This is a genomic window from Selenomonas sp. GACV-9 (assembly GCA_900116485.1).
Classification (GTDB): domain Bacteria; phylum Bacillota; class Negativicutes; order Selenomonadales; family Selenomonadaceae; genus Selenomonas_A; species Selenomonas_A ruminantium_G.
This window is the reverse complement of record FPAX01000002.1, coordinates 205,061-228,203: the sequence shown is the minus strand read 5'-3', so window position 1 is coordinate 228,203 and position 23,143 is coordinate 205,061. Positions and strand designations below refer to the sequence as shown.

General features: G+C 53.5%; 15 protein-coding genes. 14 read left to right on the top strand and 1 reads right to left on the bottom strand.

Going from position 1 to position 23,143, the window contains the following annotated elements:
* Positions 1-93 precede the first annotated feature (93 nt).
* A complete protein-coding gene (serA, locus tag BM322_RS04255; protein ID WP_075428664.1) occupies positions 94-1,677 on the top strand; it encodes a phosphoglycerate dehydrogenase in 1,584 nt (527 codons plus the stop codon).
* 77 nt (positions 1,678-1,754) lie between these two features.
* Here serA and BM322_RS04250 read toward each other — a convergent pair whose 3' ends face one another.
* Positions 1,755-3,863 (bottom strand): Crp/Fnr family transcriptional regulator, encoded by a 2,109-nt coding sequence (locus tag BM322_RS04250; RefSeq protein WP_075428663.1) that lies wholly within the window; start codon positions 3,861-3,863, stop codon positions 1,755-1,757.
* 214 nt (positions 3,864-4,077) lie between these two features.
* Between BM322_RS04250 and BM322_RS04245 the strand changes: the two genes are divergently transcribed.
* The 13 genes from BM322_RS04245 to BM322_RS04185 all read left to right on the top strand — a co-directional run bounded on the left by BM322_RS04245 (position 4,078) and on the right by BM322_RS04185 (position 23,130).
* Positions 4,078-4,431, top strand: a complete 354-nt coding sequence (locus BM322_RS04245) for a hypothetical protein (RefSeq protein WP_075428662.1) — start codon at positions 4,078-4,080, stop codon at positions 4,429-4,431.
* Between the two features lie 130 nt (positions 4,432-4,561).
* Complete coding sequence (locus BM322_RS04240; RefSeq protein ID WP_075428661.1) at positions 4,562-5,134, top strand: helix-hairpin-helix domain-containing protein; 573 nt, start codon at positions 4,562-4,564, stop codon at positions 5,132-5,134.
* Between the two features lie 37 nt (positions 5,135-5,171).
* A complete protein-coding gene (locus BM322_RS04235; RefSeq protein ID WP_075428660.1) occupies positions 5,172-7,571 on the top strand; it encodes a DNA internalization-related competence protein ComEC/Rec2 in 2,400 nt (799 codons plus the stop codon).
* A 54-nt stretch (positions 7,572-7,625) separates the two neighbouring features.
* Positions 7,626-7,817 (top strand): hypothetical protein, encoded by a 192-nt coding sequence (locus BM322_RS04230; protein WP_075428659.1) that lies wholly within the window; start codon positions 7,626-7,628, stop codon positions 7,815-7,817.
* Between the two features lie 20 nt (positions 7,818-7,837).
* Positions 7,838-10,432, top strand: coding sequence for a 3'-5' exonuclease (locus BM322_RS04225; protein ID WP_075428658.1), 2,595 nt, complete (start codon positions 7,838-7,840; stop codon positions 10,430-10,432).
* Between the two features lie 171 nt (positions 10,433-10,603).
* Entirely contained in the window at positions 10,604-11,953 is a 1,350-nt protein-coding gene (gene gdhA, locus BM322_RS04220; RefSeq protein WP_075428657.1) for an NADP-specific glutamate dehydrogenase, read from the top strand.
* A gap of 126 nt (positions 11,954-12,079) precedes the next feature.
* Positions 12,080-13,126, top strand: a complete 1,047-nt coding sequence (gene holA / locus BM322_RS04215) for a DNA polymerase III subunit delta (protein WP_075428656.1) — start codon at positions 12,080-12,082, stop codon at positions 13,124-13,126.
* Between the two features lie 62 nt (positions 13,127-13,188).
* Positions 13,189-15,258 carry an NAD-dependent epimerase/dehydratase family protein gene (locus BM322_RS04210; RefSeq protein ID WP_177220815.1) on the top strand — a complete coding sequence of 690 codons (2,070 nt, stop codon included), beginning with the start codon at positions 13,189-13,191 and terminating at the stop codon, positions 15,256-15,258.
* Positions 15,255-16,154 (top strand): hypothetical protein, encoded by a 900-nt coding sequence (locus tag BM322_RS04205; RefSeq protein WP_075428654.1) that lies wholly within the window; start codon positions 15,255-15,257, stop codon positions 16,152-16,154. The genes BM322_RS04210 and BM322_RS04205 overlap by 4 nt, the downstream gene beginning before the upstream one ends.
* Positions 16,147-17,970 carry a DUF2194 domain-containing protein gene (locus tag BM322_RS04200; protein ID WP_075428653.1) on the top strand — a complete coding sequence of 608 codons (1,824 nt, stop codon included), beginning with the start codon at positions 16,147-16,149 and terminating at the stop codon, positions 17,968-17,970. Before BM322_RS04205 ends, BM322_RS04200 begins: the two co-directional genes overlap by 8 nt.
* Positions 17,970-19,397, top strand: coding sequence for a GT4 family glycosyltransferase PelF (gene pelF / locus BM322_RS04195; RefSeq protein WP_075428652.1), 1,428 nt, complete (start codon positions 17,970-17,972; stop codon positions 19,395-19,397). The genes BM322_RS04200 and pelF overlap by 1 nt, the downstream gene beginning before the upstream one ends.
* The gene (gene pelG, locus BM322_RS04190; protein ID WP_075428651.1) at positions 19,397-20,878 is read left to right on the top strand and encodes an exopolysaccharide Pel transporter PelG; all 1,482 of its coding nucleotides are present in this window, start codon (positions 19,397-19,399) and stop codon (positions 20,876-20,878) included. The genes pelF and pelG overlap by 1 nt, the downstream gene beginning before the upstream one ends.
* Positions 20,875-23,130: a hypothetical protein gene (locus BM322_RS04185; protein WP_075428650.1), complete on the top strand. Its 2,256-nt coding sequence runs from the start codon at positions 20,875-20,877 to the stop codon at positions 23,128-23,130. Before pelG ends, BM322_RS04185 begins: the two co-directional genes overlap by 4 nt.
* Positions 23,131-23,143: the final 13 nt, after the last annotated feature.

Genomic DNA, 23,143 nt, shown 5'->3' with positions numbered 1-23,143 from the left:
GAAGCTTTTTCTATATTTAGAGGTTTTTGTTCTGTCTGTGTAGAATTCTAAGAGGAAAGTGTTTTCCAGAAAGATATTGGAGGAGCGATGAACATGAAGGTTTTGGCTGCAGATGGTATTTCCCCAAAAGGTATTGAGCTTTTAAAGAAAGAATTCGAAGTCGATGTCAAGGATAAGATTTCGGCAGAAGAACTGCTCGAGATCATTCCGGAGTATGATGCATTGATGGTACGCTCGGCATCCAAGGTGACGGCTGAAGTCATCGAGCGGGCCAAGAACCTCAAGATCATCGGCCGTGCCGGTGTCGGCGTCGATAACATCGACATCCCGGCTGCTACGGCCAAGGGCATCATCGTCATCAATTCCCCAGGCGGCAACACGATTGCGGCGACGGAACACACGATGGCCATGATGCTGGCCATGTCGCGCAATATCCCGATTGCCAACGAGACGATGCAGAAAGGCGAGTGGAATCGCAAGAAGTATGTCGGCGTTGAGCTGAGGGGCAAGACGCTCGGCGTCATCGGCATGGGACGCATCGGTGCCGGTGTAGCAAAGCGCGCCATGGCCTTTGATATGAAGGTCATCGCTTATGATCCTTATATCAATGAAGAGCGTGCAAAGTCCCTTGGTGTGACCATCGGCACTTTCGACGATGTCATCACCCAGTCGGACTTCATCACGGTACATATGCCGCTGACGCCGGACACCAAGGGCATGATCGGCATGGAGCAGATGAAGAAGATGAAACAGGGCGTGCGCCTTGTGAACTGCGCTCGTGGCGGCATCATCGTCGAGGAGGACCTCGCCGAGGCGGTCAAGCAGGGCATCGTGGCCGGTGCGGCCATCGACGTCTACACCAGTGAGCCGGTCGGTGCTGACCACCCGCTGGTCGGCGTACCGGGCATCGTGTTGACGCCGCATCTTGGTGCATCGACGGTGGAGGCGCAGATTGGCGTATCGCTCGATGTCTCCGAAGGTATCCTGGCAGCTCTCAAGGGCGAGCCGGTAGCGACGGCCGTCAACATGGCGCCGGTATCGCCGCAGGTCATGAAGGTCATCTCGCCGTATCTGACCCTGGCTGAGCGCCTCGGTGGTACGGTTGTGTCACTGGCTGACGGACCGGTGGAGAAGGTTGAGGTCATCTACAATGGCGAGATCACCGAGGTCAATACGGGGCTTTTGACGACGGCTGTAGTCAAGGGTATGCTGAATCCCATCATGGAAAATGAGGTCAACTACGTCAATGCACCGGGCATGGCCAAAGAGCGCGGCATCAAGGTCACAGAGGTCAAGGAGAAGGAAGTCGAGGATTTCACGAACCTCATCACGGTCAAGGCTCAGGTCGCTGGCAAGGAACTTTCGGTACAGGGCACGCTGTTTGGTAGCGAAGGCCGCATCGTCCGCATCAACAAGTTCCGCGTCGATGTCGATCCCCATGCCCGCATCCTCGTCTGCCCGCATATCAACCGTCCAGGCGTCATTGGTACGATTGGCTCCCTGCTCGGCAATAACGGCATCAACATCTCGGCCATGCAGGTCGGCAAGACTGAAATCGAAGGTACGAGCCTCATGGTGCTGACTGTCGATAATGATATTCCGGCAGCCGTCATGGAAGTCATCAAAGGCATGGATGGCATTTCCGATGCAAGACTCGTCAATTTCTATGCTATCTAAAAAGTCTCCAATATAATATAGGAAATAAAAAGCAGCAGCCCGGGAATTGATTTCTCGGGCTGCTGTTATTATTGGCATCAAAGATTGGTGAATTTGATTTCGCTCAGGAGCTCGGCGGGGACGGCGTCGGGATTCATGCGCTGTACCTTGCGCAGGGTAAGATCGAGGTTATGGGTGCGGGCGTTATGAGCGACAGTCCAGCGGCCCATGAGCGGCTGATACTGGGGACTGGTACCGCGATCCGCACGGAATTTCTGGGAGAAGGTGCAGTATTTGAACAGGATTTCCCGGGCAATCTTGTTGAGCTTGGGCATGCCATAGGCCTCGCTCTGGATGTATTTCTCGTAATCGGCGACAAAGACGGTCTTGTAGTCGTTGCGGGCTTTCTGCAGGGAAAGCTTGATACGGTCCTTGATGTCGCTGGAGAGATAGCCGTTCTTGCGATAGAACTGGAGATAATTCGTATATTCCGAGGTCAGTGATGGCTCGGAGACATCGGCATAGCGTACGCCTTGGATGCGGCGGCACATTTCCCAGCGGAACAGCGCGCAAAGGTGTACGATAGCCTCGTCAAGCTCCTCGGAGTGGAAGATCGACAGCATCATATGGGCTGGAGTTACGCGGCGCATGCCTTCGATTTCCTGCCACATCAGTGCGCGGCTGCCGAAATTCGGCATCAGGATCACATAGGGCTTGACTTCGACATTGTAGACGAAATGCGGAATCTTGAAGTCGGGGAAAGAGGCCAGCGTGGGCCGGTAGAAACAGCCGAAATCGATGTCGATGACCTTGTTGAAGGACTCGCGGACGACGGCTGGCGAGGACAGGCTCTTTTCGAGCGGGCGCACGACATCCTGGGCGTTGAACACTGGTACGAAGGAGGCCAGACGGCCATAGGTTGCCTTGTTAGCAGAGGTGACCATGTTGTGGATCTCAAAGCTTACCATGGCGCGGGTATCATTCTGGAGCTCATCGGCATCCTGCTGGGAAAGGGCGCCCGTGCGCACCTCTTCACGGAGTGATTCGGTCCAGTCATTGTCAAATTCGTTCTTGGACGGGACGGCCTGACCGTGGTAGATCTTTTCGAGCCAGCCGTAAAGGGAGAGAATCTGTCCCTCAGGATCGTCTTCCCAGCCGACTGCCGTACGGTAGAGGAATTCCGTATTTGCTTTGCCAGCCAGTGTTTCATCGACAAAGCCGAAGAGGAAGAACATGCGGACCTCGGCAGGGATATGGGGTGTTTCCATGCTCTTGAAGAATGCGGCCTCATAAATCTTATAGAATCCGTCGGCGATACTCATGCGCAGGCGGCGCATCTCGTCGGATTTTGCCCAACGATCTTCCATGGCCGTGAAGGTCTGGATATCTTTGCGGAAGGTATCCGCTACATCGCTATCGACGCCGGAGAAGGCCAGGATCATCTCGAGTGCGTTTTGGATTAACGGTGCATCTTCTGAACCGTTGCGGTTATTGGTATCAACTCTTGATTTTACGGCATAGAAGGTCTCGACGAATGGCTTGGTGGCTGTCTTGGTGATGCTGATGAAATCAGTCATAGCTTTGATTTCCTGGCATATCTTGCGCTCGATTGCCGCGGCGCGCATGACTGTGGCAACACAGAAACTCGTGTCGAGGGGATAGAAATCCCTTTCGAGCAGCGTTTTCTGGTCGCAGAACGCCCGGCAGAGATCGGCCTCCCAGCCAGAAGTCATGGTGGCTGGCTCTGGTGCTGCCAGTGTGGTAATGAAATCGAAATTCTGTGGTTCTTGCTGGAGATCGACGCACATGAAACGGTATTCGTTGTAATTATACTTTAAATCCTGGCAGAGCTTGGCGGCTGCATCAGCAGCGGCAGCAAAGGCATCGAGCAGCTTGCTGGCTGATTCCATGCTGGCGGCAGCGATGACTGGAGCAATCGCTGGCGTAGTGGTCACAGCCTCGACAATATCGTCTTCACTGGTATAGTCAAACACCAGCAGGGTAGAATCATTGTGGGCGGTATAGTCGAAACAATAGGCCTCACCTGGCAGGCAGGAGGTACCGATTATGGAGCCGCTGCCCAGATTGATTTCCACGTCATCCCCATCCGATACAGTCAGTGCACCGGCCAGCAAGATCTCTATGGTGTTGATTGAATCCCCTTGTTTATGCAATATCTGTCCTTTGCTTAGCTTGATCTTTTCCATCAAGTAGTCCTCCCTAAACCTCTGATTCGTTATGATTACGAACATCTCTTTCTTTCCTATTTTACTGCATTCATTCGGGTGCTGGCAAGATTATTGTTTATTGGTTATAAGAAAAGTCATATTATTCAGTTAACATCATTTAAGTATACATGCATACAAATTGCATTCAGTGTAAATGTATGGTATGATATATCCGCACAAGGGGGAATGATGTATGTTTACTCAAGACATGTACGTTACGAGAATAAAGTTCATAGCGTTGAGCCAGCTGCGTCAGATCATGGATGCGGTCAAGGAGTCTCCGGCGAGCTATCGTAAGGATACAACTGAGTATCTTGAGGCCATGTACTACATCATTGACACCATGACACGGCAGCGGCTCGATGAAATCGTCAATACGGTTCATGACAGCTACGTAGAGGCTGGCATGGACAATGACGGTTTTGTGGCTGATTCGCTGATGACTATCGCTTTGGCCCAGTATCAGAATGAGCTCGGTGAGCGCAATGTCTACGATATGGGCTGGGATCGCCTCGTGGAGGATTTCTTCCGCACGGCTATCGCATGATCCTGGAAAAACTTGCCAACAACTTATCATAATATATTGCGAGGAAACTCCTGCCAAATGGCAGGAGTTTTTTCATTGGCAACGAAATAGAAGGTGATTCTGATTGTGGACAAAAAGGGGGTAGGGTGCGTTGCCAATGTACAAAAAGTCAATGCTCATCTTGTTTATACTGATACTTGCGGCGGCTGGCGGTACGCTGTACGGCTCTTATAGCCAGGAGCAAGTAGTGATATTGGATGCAGCTGAGTCACAGGCAAAAACGGAACTGCAAGGCATGCTTACGGTATATGTGACCGGAGCCGTCAATAAGCCCGGTGTCGTGACAGTAGCTGAGGGGGCCCGGGCACTCGATGCGGTCAATGCCTGTGGCGGCCTTTTGCCGACGGCCGACCAGGAGCATATCAATATGGCGCAGGTCTTGCAGGATGGCCAGCAGCTGCGCGTGCCCGAAAAGCAGGCTGCCGTTGCCAAGGATACTGTGGGCAAGGCTGGTACGACGCAAGGCAGTAATGGCTGTGTCAACATCAATACTGCCGATGAAAAGGAGCTGGATTCGCTGCCAGGCATTGGTCCGGCCATGGCGAAGCGCATCATTGAGTACCGTGAAAGCCAGGGCGGTTTCCAGCACATCGAGGATATCAAGAAGATTAAGGGGATTGGTGAAGCAAAGTTCAATAAGATGAAGGATAAGATCTGCATCTGATACAGGGATAGCAGCCGAGCAAAGAAGGTGTGGCAGTATGGAGAGGGGACAGCATCCGCAGTCGTTTTTAGCTGGCTGCCTGGGCATGTTGTGTATAGGCATACTCCTGGGCAAATCTTGTGGCTGGTCTTCCCTGGGCTGGCTTATGGCAATCATGTTGCTGACTGCGGCCTTTGGCGGTATATTGGCCTTGCGTGGCAGCCGTTGGTCTTGGCTAGTTTTTTTGCTGGTATTTGCCGAGCTGGGGATGGTACGGTTTATTGCGGCAAATGAACTGCCAGTAAATGATATTTCGCATTTTGTCCGGCAGGAGGTCAAGGTCACAGGGACGCTCCGGGAGGAGCCGCGGGTTACAGAGGATTTGACCGGTCAGAAAAAAGTCAGATACGTTGTTGACGTGTCAAAAGTCAAAGCCGCTGGCAAAGAGCAGCCGGGAGCGGGGGGCCTCTACATCTATAGCCGGCCCAGTGGCGAGATACCGCCGGTGCGTGTGGGCGACAGGATTACGGCGGCAGGCAGGGTGCGGCTGCCACATGGCTATCAGAATCCGGGGCAGCTTGATACAGCGGGACTTTTAAAGGCTCAGGGCATTACGGCAACGCTGGCAACAGGCAAACAGGGCGTGCAGATAGAGGCGCAGGATGGTTATGCTTTTGCCCGTTGGGTGGCTGCCGTACGTGCGCATTATCATGACCGCATGGCTGCCGTCATGCCCCGCGAAGATGCTGCAGCCATATTTGCGATGCTGTTTGGCGGCTATGAGGGGATACGGCCAGAGCTGCTCCTGGACTTTACGACGACAGGCATTGTCCATATCTTGTCAGTGTCTGGCTCGCATATCAGCCTGCTGGCAGCGGTGATGGCCTGGCTCGGGACACTGCTGCGCTTGCCGGGACGTGTGACGGCGTTGCTGGTCATTGGTGTGATTGCCGTGTATAGCATCTTGTCAGGCTGTGTACCGCCAGTGATACGATCGGCTATCATGGGCGGGCTTACCTTTATGGCTCTGGCTATGGAGCGCGAGAAGACAGCGGGGCATATCCTGCTGGTTACTGGCCTGATGATGCTGATCATTTCGCCGCTGCTGCTGTTTCATATCAGCTTTGAGCTTTCGTTCTTGGCGACGGCAGGCCTGCTGTTCTTGGCACCGGGAATCCGTCAATGGCTAAGGGGAAAAGGCCTGCCGGATTTCCTGGCCGGGAGTCTGGCCATCACGGTGGCGGCGCAGGCGGCAACATTGCCAATCCTCGCGTGGTATTTCAATCAGTTGTCTCTTTCCTCATTACTGGCAAATCTTTTCGTGGTGCCCATCATCGAATGGATGATAGTGGCTGCCTTGGCGGCAGGTTTGCTGGCATTATGTTTGCCGCTTTTGGGGAAAATCGTATTTGCGGGAGACAGTCTGCTGCTGGGACTCGTGACGGAGCTGACCCGCGTCATTGCCAGGCTCCCGGCCAGCCAGATATGGATTCCTTCCTTCAATAGTATGTGGTGCCTGTGTTACTATAGCGGGCTGGGCGTATTGTTGCTGCCAGAAAAGCAGCGTGGCGGACTTAGGGAGTGGCTGCTGGGGCAGAAAAGGCTGCTGGTCGTTAGCGGCTTGGTCATCGCCTGTCTGCTGGGCGGCTGGCGATTGTCCCAGCGGGCAGAACTAGCCGTGCATTTCATCGATGTGGGGCAGGGGGACGCATGTCTGGTGGTCACACCGGCAGGTCATGCTTTCTTGTTCGATACAGGTGGCACGCGCGATGGTGCGTTTGATGTAGGGGCGCGCGTGGTAGTGCCGTATCTGCATCATTATGGCGTGCGCAGGCTCGATGCAGTTTTTTTGACTCATGCACATGAAGACCATGCCGGCGGTTGCGGTAGTGTCCTGCAGAAGATGCCTGTTGGCATGGTCTATACGGCTGACGAAGGTGTATATGCCTATGCGCGCTCCATGCGGCTCGGGGATAACGATCCCCTGCTGCACAAATTCCTAAGTGCCAAGCAGGGGCAGAGCCTCAGCGTGGATGGCATGACGATAGAGGTTCTCTATGCACCACCGGTGGCGAAAGGCCAGACGGCTGGCAATGAGGCGTCGAATGTCTATCGCATAACATATGGCCGGGGAAGTTTCCTGATCACTGGCGATCTTACTAAGGAAAAAGAGGCCGATATGCTTGCAAGCGGCATAAGTCCTGCCAGCACGGTACTGAAAGCGGCGCATCATGGCAGCAATACCTCAAACTCAGAGCCGTTCCTGCAGGCCGTCCACCCGCGCTGGGCCGTCTGCTGTGTAGGCGCTGATAATTCGTTTGGCCATCCGAAAGCGGAGGTGCTTGAGCGGTTTGCTGCTGCAGGTGTGACGACTTTGCGGACTGATGAAGATGGTGCGGTGGTGTTCCATACGGATGGGCAGCAGATGCATGTCACTAGCTATCGGGAAGGAAAATAGCGGATTGGCGCGAATATATTACCGTATAGTAATGTTTAGCAGGAGGAAGATGATATGATGCAAGCAGAAGAATTCAAGACCCAGGCAATGGCAGCAGGTGTGTCTGAGGCAGCCGTAAACCTTGAGATCGAGATGCACGATAAATTTATCCGTATGGGGATGCAGCCGGCATCGTATGAGGAAATGCTGGTGGCCATACGCAAGAAGTCCTGCGTAGATGTCTTTGAGGCATCACTGAATTCGTGAGTTGCTGGGGAGGCAGCACAATGGAGGAAGATTTTGCGGACCTGAATGAGCAGCAACGGCAGGCGGTGGAGGAGCTGTCGGCAAACATCCTGTTGCTGGCTCCGGCTGGCACCGGGAAGACGAATACCTTGGCCTGCCGTATTGCCAATATATTGGCACAGAAAAAGGCGTTGCCTGAAGAGATCCTGTGTCTGACGTTTACGAACAAGGCTTGTCGGGAGATGCGGGAGCGTGTGGAAAGCCGGGCTGGCGAGGATGGCAGTCAGGTGGTAGTGCGCACGTTTCATGGTTTTTGCTACGATGTCATCAAGACAGAGGCCAAACGTCATTCGGATCTGTTTTCGGATTTTACGATCTTTGATGAGACGGACTGCCGTGGGTTGCTCAAAGACATCTTGGAGGCTGAGTGGCCGCTGGCAGCAGTGCAGAACCTTGTGGCCCAGCTCAAGGAAAAGCGGGCGGCCTATCATCATTACTCAGGCGATGACGCAGCAGATTATAAAATGACACTTACCGAGCTATTGGCGGAATCAGGATCTGCAGTAAAGGCATTGGCCGTGGATGATACCTATCGCTATTATGCGCGCTTGTTTGAAGGCTGGCAGGATTGGGGGCCGGCGCTTACAGCTGAGTATGACCAGCGCTTGCATGAGCTGCACGGCCTTGACTTTACAGATCTCATTGTCAACGCAGGGCAGCTGCTGGCGCAGAAGGCCGTAGCGGTCAAATGGGCGCGGCGGTTTGTCTACATCAATATCGATGAGGTGCAGGATACCAGCGAGCTTGAATACGAGATTATCGCCCGTATCTTTGGCAGCAGCCATTTATTGCTGTGCGGGGATTATTTCCAGACAATCTATGAATGGCGTGGCTCACATCCGGAGCGGGTACTGCGGAAGTATCAGCAGGATTATCAGCCACGCCGTATTGTGCTGCATGAGAATTACCGGTCGACCCAGGTGATCTTGAATGCCTCGTTTGCCAGTCTGCAGGCGCTGTTTCCCGAGCGGGTATCGGCACTCTATCCTGACGGCTTGCAGGCAGTGAGCCATGACTATGGCGAGAAGATCATCTTCAAAGGCGCATTGGATATGGCCGAAGAGGCGCAGTGGATCTATTATATGATCCAGCAGCTGCCGGTAGCCGATTATGCGCGAGTCTGCATCTTGACTCGCAATAACCGCTATAATCGGGATTTGTCGGGATATTTCCGTTCCTTGGGCAGGATGCAGCCAGAAGAGCAGCGGCTGCCTTTTATGCTGATTGATGAAGTGAAGTTTTTCCGGCGGCAGGAGGTCAAGGATGTTTTGGCTTTCTTGCGCCTTATTGTCAACAAGCACGATGTATCGAGTCTCGTGCGTATCCTGAATCGCTTTGGCCGGGGCATTGGCCCTGCCACTATCCGTCAGTTGTCATCGGAGCAATACCGGCGGGCGGGAATCCGGCTGACGGATTATCTTGACCCGTTTGCCCGCCGGGATGGTGATCCGTTTCAGCTCCTGCTTGATTCGCTGGCCGGGGAAAACGTTGTCGTTTTTGATGTCGAGTCAACAGGCGTCGATACGACACGGGATGAGATCATCCAGATCGCCGGCATCCGGCTTGGCAAGGATGGCAGCATCAAGGAAGAGTTCCAGCGTATCCTGCGGCCCACGCTGCGCGTGGGTGATTCAGTCCGCGTGCACAAGATGAGCGATGAATGGCTGCAGCAGCATGGCGAGGATCCTGCCAAGGTGCTGCAGGAATTCTGTGCGTTCGCCCAGGGGGCGGTCATTGTGGGCCATAATGTGACGTACGATCTGCGCATTCTCGGCAGTCACTTGGACCGTCTGGGGCTGCCGCAGTTGTCCTATATCACTTATTACGATACGCTCGATATATTCCGCCGGTTTTACCCGAATCTGCCGAATCATAAGCTCGAGTATCTTGGCGAATACTGCAAGGTAAGCCATAAGTCTTCCCATGATGCTCTCGATGACATCAAGGCGACAGCGGAGATCCTGTTGTTTGCAATCCAGAATGATATCCGTCCACAGCAGGAAAAGCGCCGTGAATATCTTGCCGCATGGCAGGAAAAGTTTGGACAGCTGGCTGACTTGCTGGCTGGTTTCCGGGAGCGGGCTGAGCAGCTGCGTCCCTGGCAGCTGCTGGGGCAGATCGTGGTCGAGGCGGGCATCAGTGACTACTATAACCAGCATAAGGAATATCAGCGCGTGGAAAACCTGCGGGAGCTCTTCCGGCAGGCCCGGGAAACTGACGATGAATCTTTGCGGCCCCTTGATGCCGTGGAGCGTTTCCTGCGGTTTACGACGCTTTCGAATACGGAGCTTGATGCGTTGACCAAGAAACCGCAGATCCCGATCATCACGGTCCATCAGGCCAAGGGCTCGGAGTTTGACTATGTATTCCTGGCCGGGATGCAGGAGGGGACATTTCCGGGCTTTCAGGCGGAAAAAACGGGAAAATTTGCGGAAGAGGCCCGGCTTTTCTATGTGGCGATAACCCGTGCCCGCCAGCAGCTGTTCATCTCTTGGTGTCAGCAGCGGTATGGGCATTATTGCCAGCAAAGCCGTTTCCTGGCAACCGTTCCGCGGCAATATGTGCAGAATATGTAAAAGGTACTGGCAGGTTTATTGCCAGTGGCCTTCATAAATTATCTGAAAAGTGGTTGATTTGCAAACCTATGTACATTTTAGATAATATATAGTATACTAAAAGGCGTTAGGGAGGCTGCAATAAGCACCTCTTGTAACATGGATAACTACATAGAAAAAGGAGCGATTACTTTGGCAGACATGAAACAGTATGTCCAGGATACGCTGGACCTCATTGCAAAACGTGACCCCGAACAACAGCAGTTCAAAACCACGGTTTCAAAAGTCTTGGAGACTGTCGTACCGGTTCTGGAGAAACATCCGGAATACAAGGAACAGAAGATTCTCGAGCGCATGGTCGAGCCAGAGCGCGTCGTCTCCTTCCGTGTTCCTTGGCAGGATGACAAGGGCGAGACTCATATCAACCGCGGTTTCCGCGTGCAGATGAACAGCGCTGTCGGCCCCTATAAAGGCGGCCTGCGTTTTCATCCGAGTGTCAATCTCGACATCCTGAAATTCCTGGCCTTTGAGCAGGTCTATAAGAATGCACTTACGGGCCTTCCTATCGGTGGAGCGAAGGGTGGCTCGGATTTTGACCCGCATGGCAAGTCGGACAACGAAGTCATGCATTTCTGCCAGAGTTTCATGACGGAGCTCTATCGTCATATCGGCCCGCATGTCGATGTGCCGGCTGGTGATATCGGCGTGGGCGGCCGCGAGATCGGCTATCTGTTTGGCCAGTACAAGCGCATCTGCAATGCCTACGATGCGGCAGTGCTCACGGGCAAGCGCGTGGACTACTGGGGCAGCCTGGCACGTCCGGAGGCTACGGGCTATGGTCTGATGTATTTCGTCAAGAACATGCTCGACGACAAGAACATCAGCCTCAAGGACAAGACATTGGTGGTTTCGGGTGCCGGCAACGTGGCAACCTATGCGATTGAGAAAGCGCAGGAGTACGGAGCTAAAGTCGTGACCTGCTCGGATTCGAATGGCTATATCTACGATCCGAATGGTATCGACCTCGATGCTGTCAAGGAAATCAAGCAGGTTCGCCGTGGCCGCATCAAGGAATACGTCGCTACGCATCCGCAGGCTGAATATCATGAGGGCTGCAAGGGGGTATGGACAGTCAAGTGCGATGTGGCACTGCCGTGTGCAACCCAGGGGGAGATTGATATCGAAAGCGCTAAGACGCTGGTAGCTAATGGTGTCATCGCAGTCGGCGAAGGCGCCAATATGCCGTCGTCGCTGGAGGCCATCGAGTACTTCCAGCAGAACAAGGTGCTCTTTGCACCGGCTAAGGCAGCCAATGCTGGCGGTGTTGCCGTATCGGCTCTCGAGATGTCGCAGAACTCCGAGCGTCTGCAGTGGACCTTCGAGGAAGTCGACAACAAGCTCAAGGATATCATGACGAATATCTATCGCTCGGCTAAAGCCAATGCCGAAAAATATGCTGATCCGGATGATCTCGTGGCTGGTGCGAATATCACCGCCTTTGTCAAGGTCGCTGATATCATGCTGGCCCATGGCCTTGTCTGAGATAGTTAATCCTCTAATTGAATTATAATGGGGCATCGCTTGTATTGGCGATGTCCTTTTACTATAATTATTAGAGAAAACAAATAATTTTCTTAGATATTAGTTAAAGGAAGCTGCGGATAAAACGTGAATTTTGGCGAGTTTATGGTGAAACTCCGGCAAAAGCAGGATTGTCATTTGTTCCTGCTGGCTGGAGAAGAGCATTATTATATCGATAAAGCACTGGCAAAGATCCTGGCGGGGCTTTTTCCAGACCAACAGGATGTAATGGAGTCGGTTCAGAAAATCAATGCGGATATCGATACGGATGACCTTATCGGCATGATTGAGACGGCTCCTTTTTTTGTAGATAAAAATGTGCTGCTGATCCACAATACGACGCTGTTCAAGGATAAGGCCAAGGCTGAGGGCGAAAAGAAAGCGGCGTCCAAGGACAAGAAAATGGAGCGGCTGCTGGCGGCCCTGGCGGACATGCCAGATTTCAGTTATATCATCTTCGTGACTGGCGATAAGGCCGACAAGCGGCGCAAGCTCTATAAGACCATCGAAAAATACGGCCTGGTCTTGGAGGCTGAGGCAATAAGGGCTTGGAATATCAATGACTGGCTGCAGGGGAAACTGCAAGCGATGAACCGCGATATGGACCGTGATGCCTATGCGTATTTCCAGGGTGCAGTCAGCATGATGCAGCAGATATCGCTGGAGTTCCTTGACCGTGAGTTTGATAAGCTGGCGCTGTTTTCCAAGGAACGCCGTATTACCAAGTCGGATCTTGTCAAGGTGTTTGCAGGACTGCCTGAAGTCTCAATCTTTGCGTTGATGGATGCGATAAGTGAGCGCAACAGCCGCAAGGCCTTGATGCTTTTGCGGCGGCAGCTGGCAGATGGCACGTATTTCACGGTCATCCTGTCGCTGTTGACGCGTCATGTGCGCCAGCTTTGGCAGGCCAAGGTCCTGCAGGGCAAGGGCATACGTGGCAAGGCATTGGCTAAGCCTATGGAGCTCAACCCGTTCATTGCTGAGAAGATTGGTCGGGCAGCAATGCAGTTCCCTGAGGCCGTGCTGAAGGCAGCAATGCTTGAGCTCATCGATGCGGATTACTGGCTGAAAACTGGCCAGGCTGGCGAGGAAATCCTGGAACACACAGTAATCCGGTTATGTGCGAAGGCATAGGCTGTCCAGTCTAAAAGATAGAAAGCTGGTGAGGTTGCATGGCGACAGGAACAAAGGTAGATTTGGCGAAAAGAATCATTTTGGCGGGAGATAAGCCCTTTTGGCAGCAGGAACTGCAGCATATCTTTATAAAAGAAGGCTGGCAGGTATTTGAGTGGGAAAAGGGGCAGGCGGGAGCAGCAGAAATCGTAAGGATCCATAACATCCCGGTGCTGCTTTATGCAATCGGTGCCGAAAGTGCTGACAGCAAAACTGGCTGTGATTGTCAGGAGCTTCTGACAGTACTGCAGGCTTGCCGGGAAAATGGTGTCCGGCAGGTATATCTGCTATCCTCGTTGCTTAGCCAGCCGTTGGCAGGGCAAAGGGAGCCCGCAAGTCTGGCAGCAGCTTTGGCCGAACGCATCGGCAGCAGCTGGGCAGAGGTCTCAGGTTGCCGGTTTATGATCTTGCGGCTGCCAGAGGTCTATGGCCCAGGCTGTCAGGCGCAGGATGGTTTTATGGGACGGTCGTTGTACGCTTTGCTGCAGGGCGGTATGGTAGCGAGCCGGACTGCTGGCCGGCGCAGCTTTATCTATCGGGATGATGCGGTATATGGCATCTACCGGGCTGTTTCGCGTCAGTATTCAGGTGCGCCGCTTAGCCTGACAGCAGGAAATGGACTCGGCTGGGAGGAGCTGCCCCGTCTTTTGCAGCAGGTTACAGGTCGGACGTGCCCTATGGATATCATGGCAGAGGCTGCGGATAGTTATGCGATGAATACTTCTGGGGAAAACGTGGCAGAGCAGGAGCTGGGCTGGCGGGAAAAATACACCTTACCGGAAGGCTTGCGGCTTACCTGGGAATATGTGCAGGCGTCACTGGTCAAGGAGAAGGAAGCATCGGCAGCGGCACGCCAACAGGCAAAGCGGCAGCTCAGGTGGCAGAAGGCTGTACCGTATATCGAGAATGCAGCGGGATGCTGCCTTATGGCGGCAGTCATGGCGTTTCAGCAGGGAACACCAGTTAATCCCGTCATCAATTTTGATATCAACTATGTGTATATCGGTGCCATGGGCTGGCTTTATGGCAAGCACCAGGCCTTGCTGGCGATGGTTTTGTCGACGGTATTGTTGTTTGTCGGTCTGGTCTGGCAGGGCAACACCTGGGTAGGATTGTTATATGTACCGGCTGTACTGATCCATGTCAGCATGTATCTGTTTGTGGCGGTGCTCACGGGGTATGTGGCCGACAGCCGCAAACACGAACGGGAGGCTGCCGACTGGCAGGTGGCGCAGTATAAAGAGCGGGTGGAGTTCTTCAAGAAACTGTACGAAGAGAATCTTGAGGTCAAAGATCATCTCTATCATCAGATTGTGAATTCTGATGATAGTATTGGCCGTCTATACCGGATTATCCGCAATCTTGATAGCGTCGAGCTGGAAAACATATTTACTCAGGCGGCGGCCGTCACTGCCCAGGTGCTCGATGTTCAGGATATTGCCATCTATGTCGTCGGAGCTGACCAGCGTTATCTGCGTCAGAAAGTCCGCATGGGAAGACTAGCCAATCAGCAGCCGCGTTCCCTGTGCGTGGCGGACAGCCCATATCTGCAGACTGTGCTGCGGGAAAAGGCTATCTATATCAACCGGGAGCTCGTGAAGGATACGCCGGATATGGCAGCTCCCATTGTCCATCAGGGACAGGTCATTGCGGTGATCGAGATATTTGGCATGAAATTTGAGCAGTGGAGCCTTTATCAGCAGAATCTCTTGTCAATCACGGTCCGCTTGATTGCGTCGTCGATGGGACGGGCCTATCAGTATGAAAGCGAGATACAGCAGCGCCGTTATATGGCGGATACGCGTATCATGCAGGAAGATGAGTTCCGCAAGATCATAGAAGAACTCAGGGCCCGCCGCAAACTGCAGGGGGATTTGCCAATTGCCATGCTGCGCGTGGATATGACAGGCATGGATTATCGCGGGCTGGATGAACGCTTGACAGGCGTAATCCGCAATGAGGATTTTGTCGGTTTGCTGGCGGGGAATATCTATGTCCTGCTGCCGGATGCGGATGAAGAGGTAACGGCGATGGTCCAGCGGCGCCTGCAGAAACGCGGTCTTGCTACCTGGGCCGATGAGGGTATCGTATGAGTATGTTTATGTTGGCTGTAGGCTGTCATTTGCTGCTGACATCCATGTTTTTCCTGCTGGACTGGAAGGGCAATCCCTTACTCTGGGCGCTGGCGGAAACAGCAGTGGTGCTATGCGTGCCCTTCTTCGGGCTCTTGATTCTGCTCTTGTTCAAGCTCTGCTGCCATGTCGGGCGTCTCTATCGGGAACGCACTCCTGAGGCTGATGATACCGGTGAGGCTTTTTTTCGCGGTACGGAATTTGACCGGGATATCATTCCACTCAATGATGCCTTTTTGGTGGCTGATGTGCAGCAGAAACGTCATTTCTTCACCGAGGCTATCAAGCAGTCGGTGGTGGATAATCAAAATATCCTGCAGATGGCTATGCATGACCGGGATCGTGAAATCGCTTATTATGCGGTGTCAATGCTGACGACGCGCATGGAGAACTTGGAGACAAGACTCTTTGAACAGGAAAGCGCGGTGCTTTCAGGGGAGAAGAATGAGGATACGGCTGTCTTGGTGGAGTACGTGGAGCTCTTGCGGGAATATCTGGCGCAGAAGGAGTTTATCGATCATGTGACCTGGCGCAAGAAACAGGGAGACTATATTGGTTTGCTTGACCATCTGGTGTCACTTTTGCCCGAACGGATTGATTATTATATTGAAGAGATCCGCCAGCTCTTAGATATCCGCAATTTCCGGACGGCAGAACATATTTGTGAACAGATGATGCTGCATTTCCCGGCCAGGGAGGAATCGTTCCTCATGTATATCGAGCTATACCAGGCGGAGCATGAGCGGGAGAAGATGCAGCAGGCGATTGCGGCGCTGAAGGCATCGCCGCTTGAGCTGTCTCCCAAGGCTTTGCAGGTGATTCGTTTTTGGGATAAGGAGATACAGGGCAATGGATAAGCGGGGAATTGCGCTGATTTTCATATTGGTCATGGCACTGGGAATATTCTTTCAGCTCAGCCGAATGGATGCTTTCTTGCATCTATTGCCACTGCGAAACCTGACACAGCTGCCAGCGGCGGCACTGCAGGGGGAGGATGTGGAGCTGGCGCGTGACAAGTATCTGCTGCTTTATGATCCGCGCGATGTCGGCAGCGTCTTTGCGCGTCACCGGCTGGCAAAGATATTGGCACAGCAGAAGAAAGACTGCGAAACGGCCTCTATCTATGATGCTGATACAGCGGTGGCCAGCGATTACCGTGGTGTGCTGCTGGCAACGGGCTGTCTTGAGCGGGTGGCTTGTTTGCCAGCGGTTCGCGAGTATGCCAGGGCAGGCGGTACTGTGGCTGTATTGATGCACCTGGAGGCAGGTGGCAGTCTGCCGCAAGACCTGCTTAGTGATCTTGGCGTTGCACAGGTCGGTAAGGAGGCACAGGTGCGCGGTATCCATATCTGGACAGATTTCCTGTTTGGTGGCAAGGGCGTTTCCTTTGGCGAGGGCACCGTCTATGATACGGTTTGTACGGAGGTCAGCCTGCAGCCTGATGCGACACTGCATATCAGCGCCGAAAATGGGCAGCCGTTATTGTGGGAGCATGAGGCTGGCAAGGGAAAGTATCTGGTTTATAACGGCAGTGTCCGCGATGACAAGACCAATGCGGGACTGCTTACAGCTATGATTGCCCATTGCGGGGAAGAGGATGTTTATCCTGTCCTGGGCACGAAACTGTTCTTCATTGACGATTTCCCCTCGCCAGTGCCGGAGGGGAAGGATCCGAAAATCTATGATGAGCTGCAGATGACAACGGCTGATTTTTATCGCAACCGCTGGTGGCCCTATATGCGGCAGGTGGCTAAGGACTTCGACCTCAAGTATACGGGACTGATCATCGAGTCCTATGGCGATCAGGTCGAGGGGGATTTTGCCCCACCTGCAGGCAGCCGTATCCGCAATGATTTCATCATCTATGGCCGCGAACTATTGGGTATGGGCGGCGAGCTGGGGCTCCATGGATACAATCATCAATCGCTGGCACCAGAAGGCTACAATCAGGGAAATCTTGATTATAAGCCCTGGCCCAATCAGCAGGCAATGGTTGATTCGATGAAGGAATTGCGCCGCTATGTAAAGGATGCCTATCCTGATTATGAATTCAAGGCGTATGTGCCGCCATCCGATATCCTGAGCCCTGAGGGCCGGGCCGCGATACGGGAGGTATTTCCTGAGGTGCGCATCTTTTCGTCGCTGTTTGATGGCGTGGCTGCTGACAAGGCATATATCACGGATTTTGAACGTCATGATGACGATGATACTTTTGAGATACCACGCGTTTCTGCTGGCTATGCGCCTAGTGCTCAAAATATTTATGAACAGGTCAGTGTGCTGAATTATATTGGCTGTTTTTCGCATTTCGTTCATCCCGATGAGATGTTTTACGAGGAAAGCAAGGATATAAGCTGGGCGACGATGGAAGAAAGCTTGCGGGCATTCCTGACCGAGTTCCAGACGCGCTATGGCTGGCTGCGGCCGGTAACGGATTCAGAATGTGCGGATTACTTTGCGGATTATCTTGATATGGATTACCGCGTGCAGCGTGAGGCAGACAGGCTTAGACTGTACTGCTGGAACTTCCGTTATCCGCTGCGGTTCATTCTGCATACCCAAAGGGAAATCGACCATGCCGATGGCGCAAGGTTTGAGCGCATTGGTGCGGATTGTTATATGATTGAGACCCAGGCGGCTGAGGCTGCGTTATTTTGGAAGGAGGAGAAGTGATGCGTATCTGTCTGCTGACAGAAGGCTCCTATCCCTATGTGGTGGGGGGAGTCTCTTCCTGGTGCCAGATGCTTATCCAAGGGCTGCCGGAGCATGAATTCTTCATCTATTCCATTGGGGCAGAGGCCAAGGAGCGTGGGAACTTCAAGTATAAACTGCCAGATAATGTGGTTGGTGTCCAGGAAGAATTCCTCGATGATATCCTGAGCCTCAAGTCCAAAGGCATGCGGGAAAATATCTTGACGGCTGCGGAACGCAAGACGCTCTATGACTTGGTGACGGGAACGAAGGCGATTGATGTCAAGGAACTGGCCGTTATTTTCCGTGACCGCGGCCGTTTCCAAAGTCCGCTCGATATATTCATGAGCAGTGATTTCTTTGATGTGATCCAGCGGGTATATGAGGAAAAGTATCCCTATCTGCCCTTTACGGATTTCTTTTGGACGTTGCGCTCGATGCTGCTGCCGTTGTTTTTCCTGCTGCAGCAGGAGCTGCCTGCGGCTGATGTCTATCATAGCGTGGCCACCGGCTATTGCGGCGTCATCGGGGCGCTGGCGGCTGATGTCTATCATAAGCCGTTCCTTATCACCGAGCATGGCATCTATTCGCGTGAACGCGAGGTCGAGATCATCAAGAGCGACTGGGCCAAGGGCGACTTCAAATCCGTATGGATTCAGTATTTCTATAATCTGGCCAAGCTATCTTACCGTGTGGCTGACCATGTCTATACCTTGTTTGAGCACAACGCCGAGATTGAGCGGGATCTTGGCTGTGACCCCGATAAGATTGGCATCGTGCCAAATGGTGTGCATATGGAGCGCTTTGCGGCCATTCCTGCGCTGCAGCCCCATGATGGCCCGTTGACGATTGGGGCCGTTGTCCGCGTGGTTCCAATCAAGGATATCGTCACGCTGTTGCGCGCGTTTTTCCTCGTCAAGCAGGATATCCCGGCGGCTAAACTCGTCATTATGGGCGGCTATGAGGAGGACCCCGAATATTATGCGTTATGCCGGCAGACCGTGGAGATGCTGCGCATCGAAGATGTGACGTTTACAGGTTCGGTCAATATCGTCGAATATCTGCCCCAGATGGATCTCATGGTGCTGTCAAGCATCAGCGAAGGGCAGCCACTGGCTGTCCTGGAGGGGCAGTCGGCGCATCGGCCATTTGTGACGACGGATGTGGGCTGCTGCCGCGAGCTCATCTATGGCGACAGCAACGACGATTTGGGTGCGGCGGGTTCCATTGTCGCGCCGATGGATTTTGAGGCTATGGCCAAGGAGATTGTCCGGCTCGGCAGGGATTTTGAACTGCGCCGCCGTATGGGCAATATTGGCTACGAGCGCGTAAAACGCGGGTATACCTATGAACATTTCATTGCTGCGTATCGCAGGATCTATGCACAGGAGAAGGAGGTCAAGCGCTGATGGCAGGCGTTGGTTTTGAACTGAAGAAACTGTTTTCGGCGCGTACAGCCGCCGGGCATATCCGGGCGTATTCCTATTCTGCCATTATCACGGCTGGCCCGTTTGCTTTGCTGACCAGCATGGTCCTGGCCATACAGCTGTTGTTCCATCTGTTTGCTGTGCCAGAAGGAGCTTCCCAGATCTTTGTAGCGGCGGTGGTCTATGCCTTTGTCTTTTCCCAGATCCTTTCCAGTGGCTTTACCATGGTGCTGACGCGTTATCTGGCAGATTCCCTTTCGTCGGCACGTTATCAGGATATCACGGCATCGCTCTTGGGGATGGGAGCAATAGTATCTGCGCTGGGAGCGCTGGCGGCGGCAGCTTTCTTTTGGCACAAGCCGCTGGATCTGCTGACCAAATGGCTGGCCTATCTGTTCTTTGCGCAATTGCTGCTGGTCTGGGTGGAGAGCGTCTATCTGTCGGCAATCAAGAAGTACAAGCGACTGCTGGGAAGTTATTTCTGCGGTGTATTGGTGAGCATCGGACTGGCGGCACTGCTGCTGGGGACGGATGTCCTGCCAGCTGAGCAGGCGGCTTTGCTGGCCGCAGATATTGGCATGGGCATCATTGTACTGTTGTTCTTAGTGAATATTGCCGCCTGCTTTGGTGTGCCGGAAAATGGCATGAACTTTGCCTTCCTGCCTTATTTTGAGCGTCATTGGCGGCTGTTCTTGATTTCCATCAGTTACGTGTTGGGCTTGTTCCTGCCCAATATCATCATCTGGTTCGGCCCTTGGGGCGTAGAGGCGGCAGGCACGTTCCTCTATTCGCCGGTTTACGATGTCGTTACCTTTTATGCGCTGCTGTCAATCCTGCCGCTCATGATGGTATTTGTCGTATCGGTGGAGACGAATTTCTACAAGCGGTATGCTGTCTATTTTTCGTATATCACGCGCAAGGGGAATTTCCGGCAGATTGAGGACGCCCGCAAGGATTTGCTGCATGTGCTCTGGTTTGAACTTCGCCATGTGATTGAACTGCAGCTGGTTTTTTCGATGATATTCCTAGCGTTGGGGGGCTATATCCTCGCCCATGCAGGCATTACCCATAGCCAGATCCATATGTTCAATATCCTGCTGTTTGCGGCCTTCTTTACGGGGCTGCTGCAGCTCATCTACATCTTGCTGATTTACTTTGACTATCAGAAAGATGTATTGATGGTGTCGCTGTTTTTCCTGGCCAGCAATTTCCTGCTGGGATTAGGTGGCCTTTATTGGTGGGGCGAGCAGAGCTACGGCTTTACGTTTTTCCTCGCTGCGGCGCTGAGTTTTGTGGTCGGTGCCTGGCGGCTCAATCATTTTGCGAACCGAATCAATTATTTGGTGTTCTGTTCACAGCCGGTCTTTTATCATCCACCGCGGGGATTGCTTACCCGGCTTACGCTGTATCTTTATGGTGACCGTTATGTCGATCTAGAAATGGCAAGGAGGGAAAAGGAATGAGACTTAGCCGCAAGGGGCGTCGGCGCTTGCAGCCCTATAAAGATGCACTGTTGGCGGCAAGTCGCCAGCGGGAAAGTATGGCGATGCGCATGACGCGCAGCCGGCGACGTCACAGGCAGCAGCAGGAGCTTTGGCGTCAGCGGGCTGCGGCAGGCGCCTTAGGGACGCTGGGCATGATGCCGGCAGCAGCGACGGAGGCAGCATCGATCCAAACCTTCCTGGAAGTTCCAGCAGCCATGCAGTCGCTGCGTGATTCCCGGGACCGCATCCGTGATCTTGCTGCAGCTAAGCGCAATGTCCGCGAGGCCGCTGACGCTTTGGTGCAGGCTGAGGCCAATCTGCAGCAGGCCCGCCAGTCTCAGCGTGATGCCGCACAGGCGCTGAGCTCCGCCCAGCAGAATCTGGAGGAGGCCAAAAGGCGCTTGCAGCGTGTAACCGAGGAACTGGCCAAGGCCCGTACAGAAAGTGCGGCGCGCACGCAAGCGGCGATTGCCGCCCAGCAGGCTGTAGCAGATTTCCTGCCCAACATATCGGCCCAGCAGGAAATCGTGAACGAACTGGCAGCGGATAGGAATACGGTCCAGGGAAATTACGACGCCGCTGTGGCGCAGATGGAGGAGTATGCGCGCCAGCAGGAAAGTCTTGAAACCATCATTGAACAGGCCTGGCAAAGCGTCAATTATGAACAGAACCGTCTCTATGATGTCATGGCGATGGTCAATGCGGCACGGCAGTCGCAGGGGATGGCATCTGACCGCAGTGGGGAAATCGGGCCACTTGCGGCACGGCTGCAGGAACTCGATACGGCTATTGATGAAAGCGAAGCCGCGCTGGATGCGCTGAATGACCAGCTCGATGCGCTGGTGGCTGCGCGCGAGGCCGCAGAAGATGCTGAGCGCGATGCACGCCAGCTGGTGGTAGATCTTACCGAGCAGCAGGGCGAGGCACAGACCGATATCCAGGAGCGGCAGCAGGATCTGGCGGATAGCGTCAAGTGGAATCAAGAGGCGGCTGCCTATGTGTTGGAAGCGGATAAGAGTCTGCAGGCAACGCAGGTATGGAAACAGCAGGCTGACTATGCATTGGAGCATTTCGGCGAAGGGATGGGCGCAAGCCTTGGCTTTGAATACTATACGTGGCGCGGGGCCAGGCAGCGTGGCTATCAGCTCTATCAGCCGCTTGAGTTCTATACGGCAGAAAAGCAGTGGGATTATTCATTGTCCACGGGCTGGATCGATTCGGATACGGGACTATGGCGAGGTCATGTCAGAGGCTGGACCGATACCACGCTGGGCATTGCCTGGAAGAACAACCATAAGCAGTATGATGTGCATTATCTGCTCAATATCAATGTGCCGACAGGCATCGAGGATGCCCATCAGCATGCGATGACGGCTGAGGGGCTCGCGCGGTTCAATTCCTTCAGCGAAGGCTGGCAGGTGACGCCAGGCATAGAGGTGACTCAGCATATCACCGAGCGTGACAGCCTGACCGGGCGGCTGAGCTATATCATCCGAGGGGACTATACATATCATAGCAGTGCGTCTGACACTGTGACGGCAGCAGATATTGAGTCCTTGGGCGGCTGGGCGGCCGTTACTGCTTATGCAAAGGCAAAAGATATCAGATTGGAAAAGGTGCAGGATGTTGAACTGAAGGATAGCATCGACCCGAGCAATCAATTCCGGCAGGATTTGGAGTATCGCCATATTGGCGAAAAGGAGCAGCTCTCGGTCCAGTTCACGCATATCAATGCCAGCCATTCCTATTATCGCAATCATCTGTATTCGTATTGGGAAGGTGGAGTAGAACATGTCCTTGATGATTCAAATGTCGCATTATCTGGCCGCAATGATGATGGTGATGACTGGATCTTGCGCATCTATGGCAACCAGGAGCTTGATGCGAGGAATTCGTGGCAATATTACCTGATCAGCAATTATCAGGAGGGAACTACGGCCAGCAGCGTGCGCCGCTATTACGGCGGCCTGGGCTGGCGCTATCGTTTTGACAAGAATCAGGCTGCCTATATCCTGCTCGGCTATGGCGAGACGAATGGCGATAGCTATAACTGGCTGACGGGGAAGAGCGAAAACGGCCGCCGGATAAAGTCGGTGATGCTAGGGTATGATTACCGCTGCGGGGCCAGGGATGCGCTGTCAGCCAAGGTGGAAAACTACACGATAAATGGCAGTGATACAGATTCCTATCATGGTTGGAAGATGAGCTTGATGTATAATCACACATTCTGATGACAGGAGAAAA

What these genes read in the sequence shown, in the direction of transcription:
- serA (WP_075428664.1), top strand. Translation starts at nt 94, where the DNA reads ATGAAGGTTTTGGCTGCAGATGGTATTTCCCCAAAAGGTATTGAGCTT.
- BM322_RS04250 (WP_075428663.1), bottom strand. Translation starts at nt 3,863, where the DNA reads ATGGAAAAGATCAAGCTAAGCAAAGGACAGATATTGCATAAACAAGGG.
- BM322_RS04245 (WP_075428662.1), top strand. Translation starts at nt 4,078, where the DNA reads ATGTTTACTCAAGACATGTACGTTACGAGAATAAAGTTCATAGCGTTG.
- BM322_RS04235 (WP_075428660.1), top strand. Translation starts at nt 5,172, where the DNA reads ATGGAGAGGGGACAGCATCCGCAGTCGTTTTTAGCTGGCTGCCTGGGC.
- BM322_RS04230 (WP_075428659.1), top strand. Translation starts at nt 7,626, where the DNA reads ATGATGCAAGCAGAAGAATTCAAGACCCAGGCAATGGCAGCAGGTGTG.
- BM322_RS04225 (WP_075428658.1), top strand. Translation starts at nt 7,838, where the DNA reads ATGGAGGAAGATTTTGCGGACCTGAATGAGCAGCAACGGCAGGCGGTG.
- BM322_RS04205 (WP_075428654.1), top strand. Translation starts at nt 15,255, where the DNA reads ATGAGTATGTTTATGTTGGCTGTAGGCTGTCATTTGCTGCTGACATCC.
- BM322_RS04200 (WP_075428653.1), top strand. Translation starts at nt 16,147, where the DNA reads ATGGATAAGCGGGGAATTGCGCTGATTTTCATATTGGTCATGGCACTG.
- pelF (WP_075428652.1), top strand. Translation starts at nt 17,970, where the DNA reads ATGCGTATCTGTCTGCTGACAGAAGGCTCCTATCCCTATGTGGTGGGG.
- pelG (WP_075428651.1), top strand. Translation starts at nt 19,397, where the DNA reads ATGGCAGGCGTTGGTTTTGAACTGAAGAAACTGTTTTCGGCGCGTACA.
- BM322_RS04185 (WP_075428650.1), top strand. Translation starts at nt 20,875, where the DNA reads ATGAGACTTAGCCGCAAGGGGCGTCGGCGCTTGCAGCCCTATAAAGAT.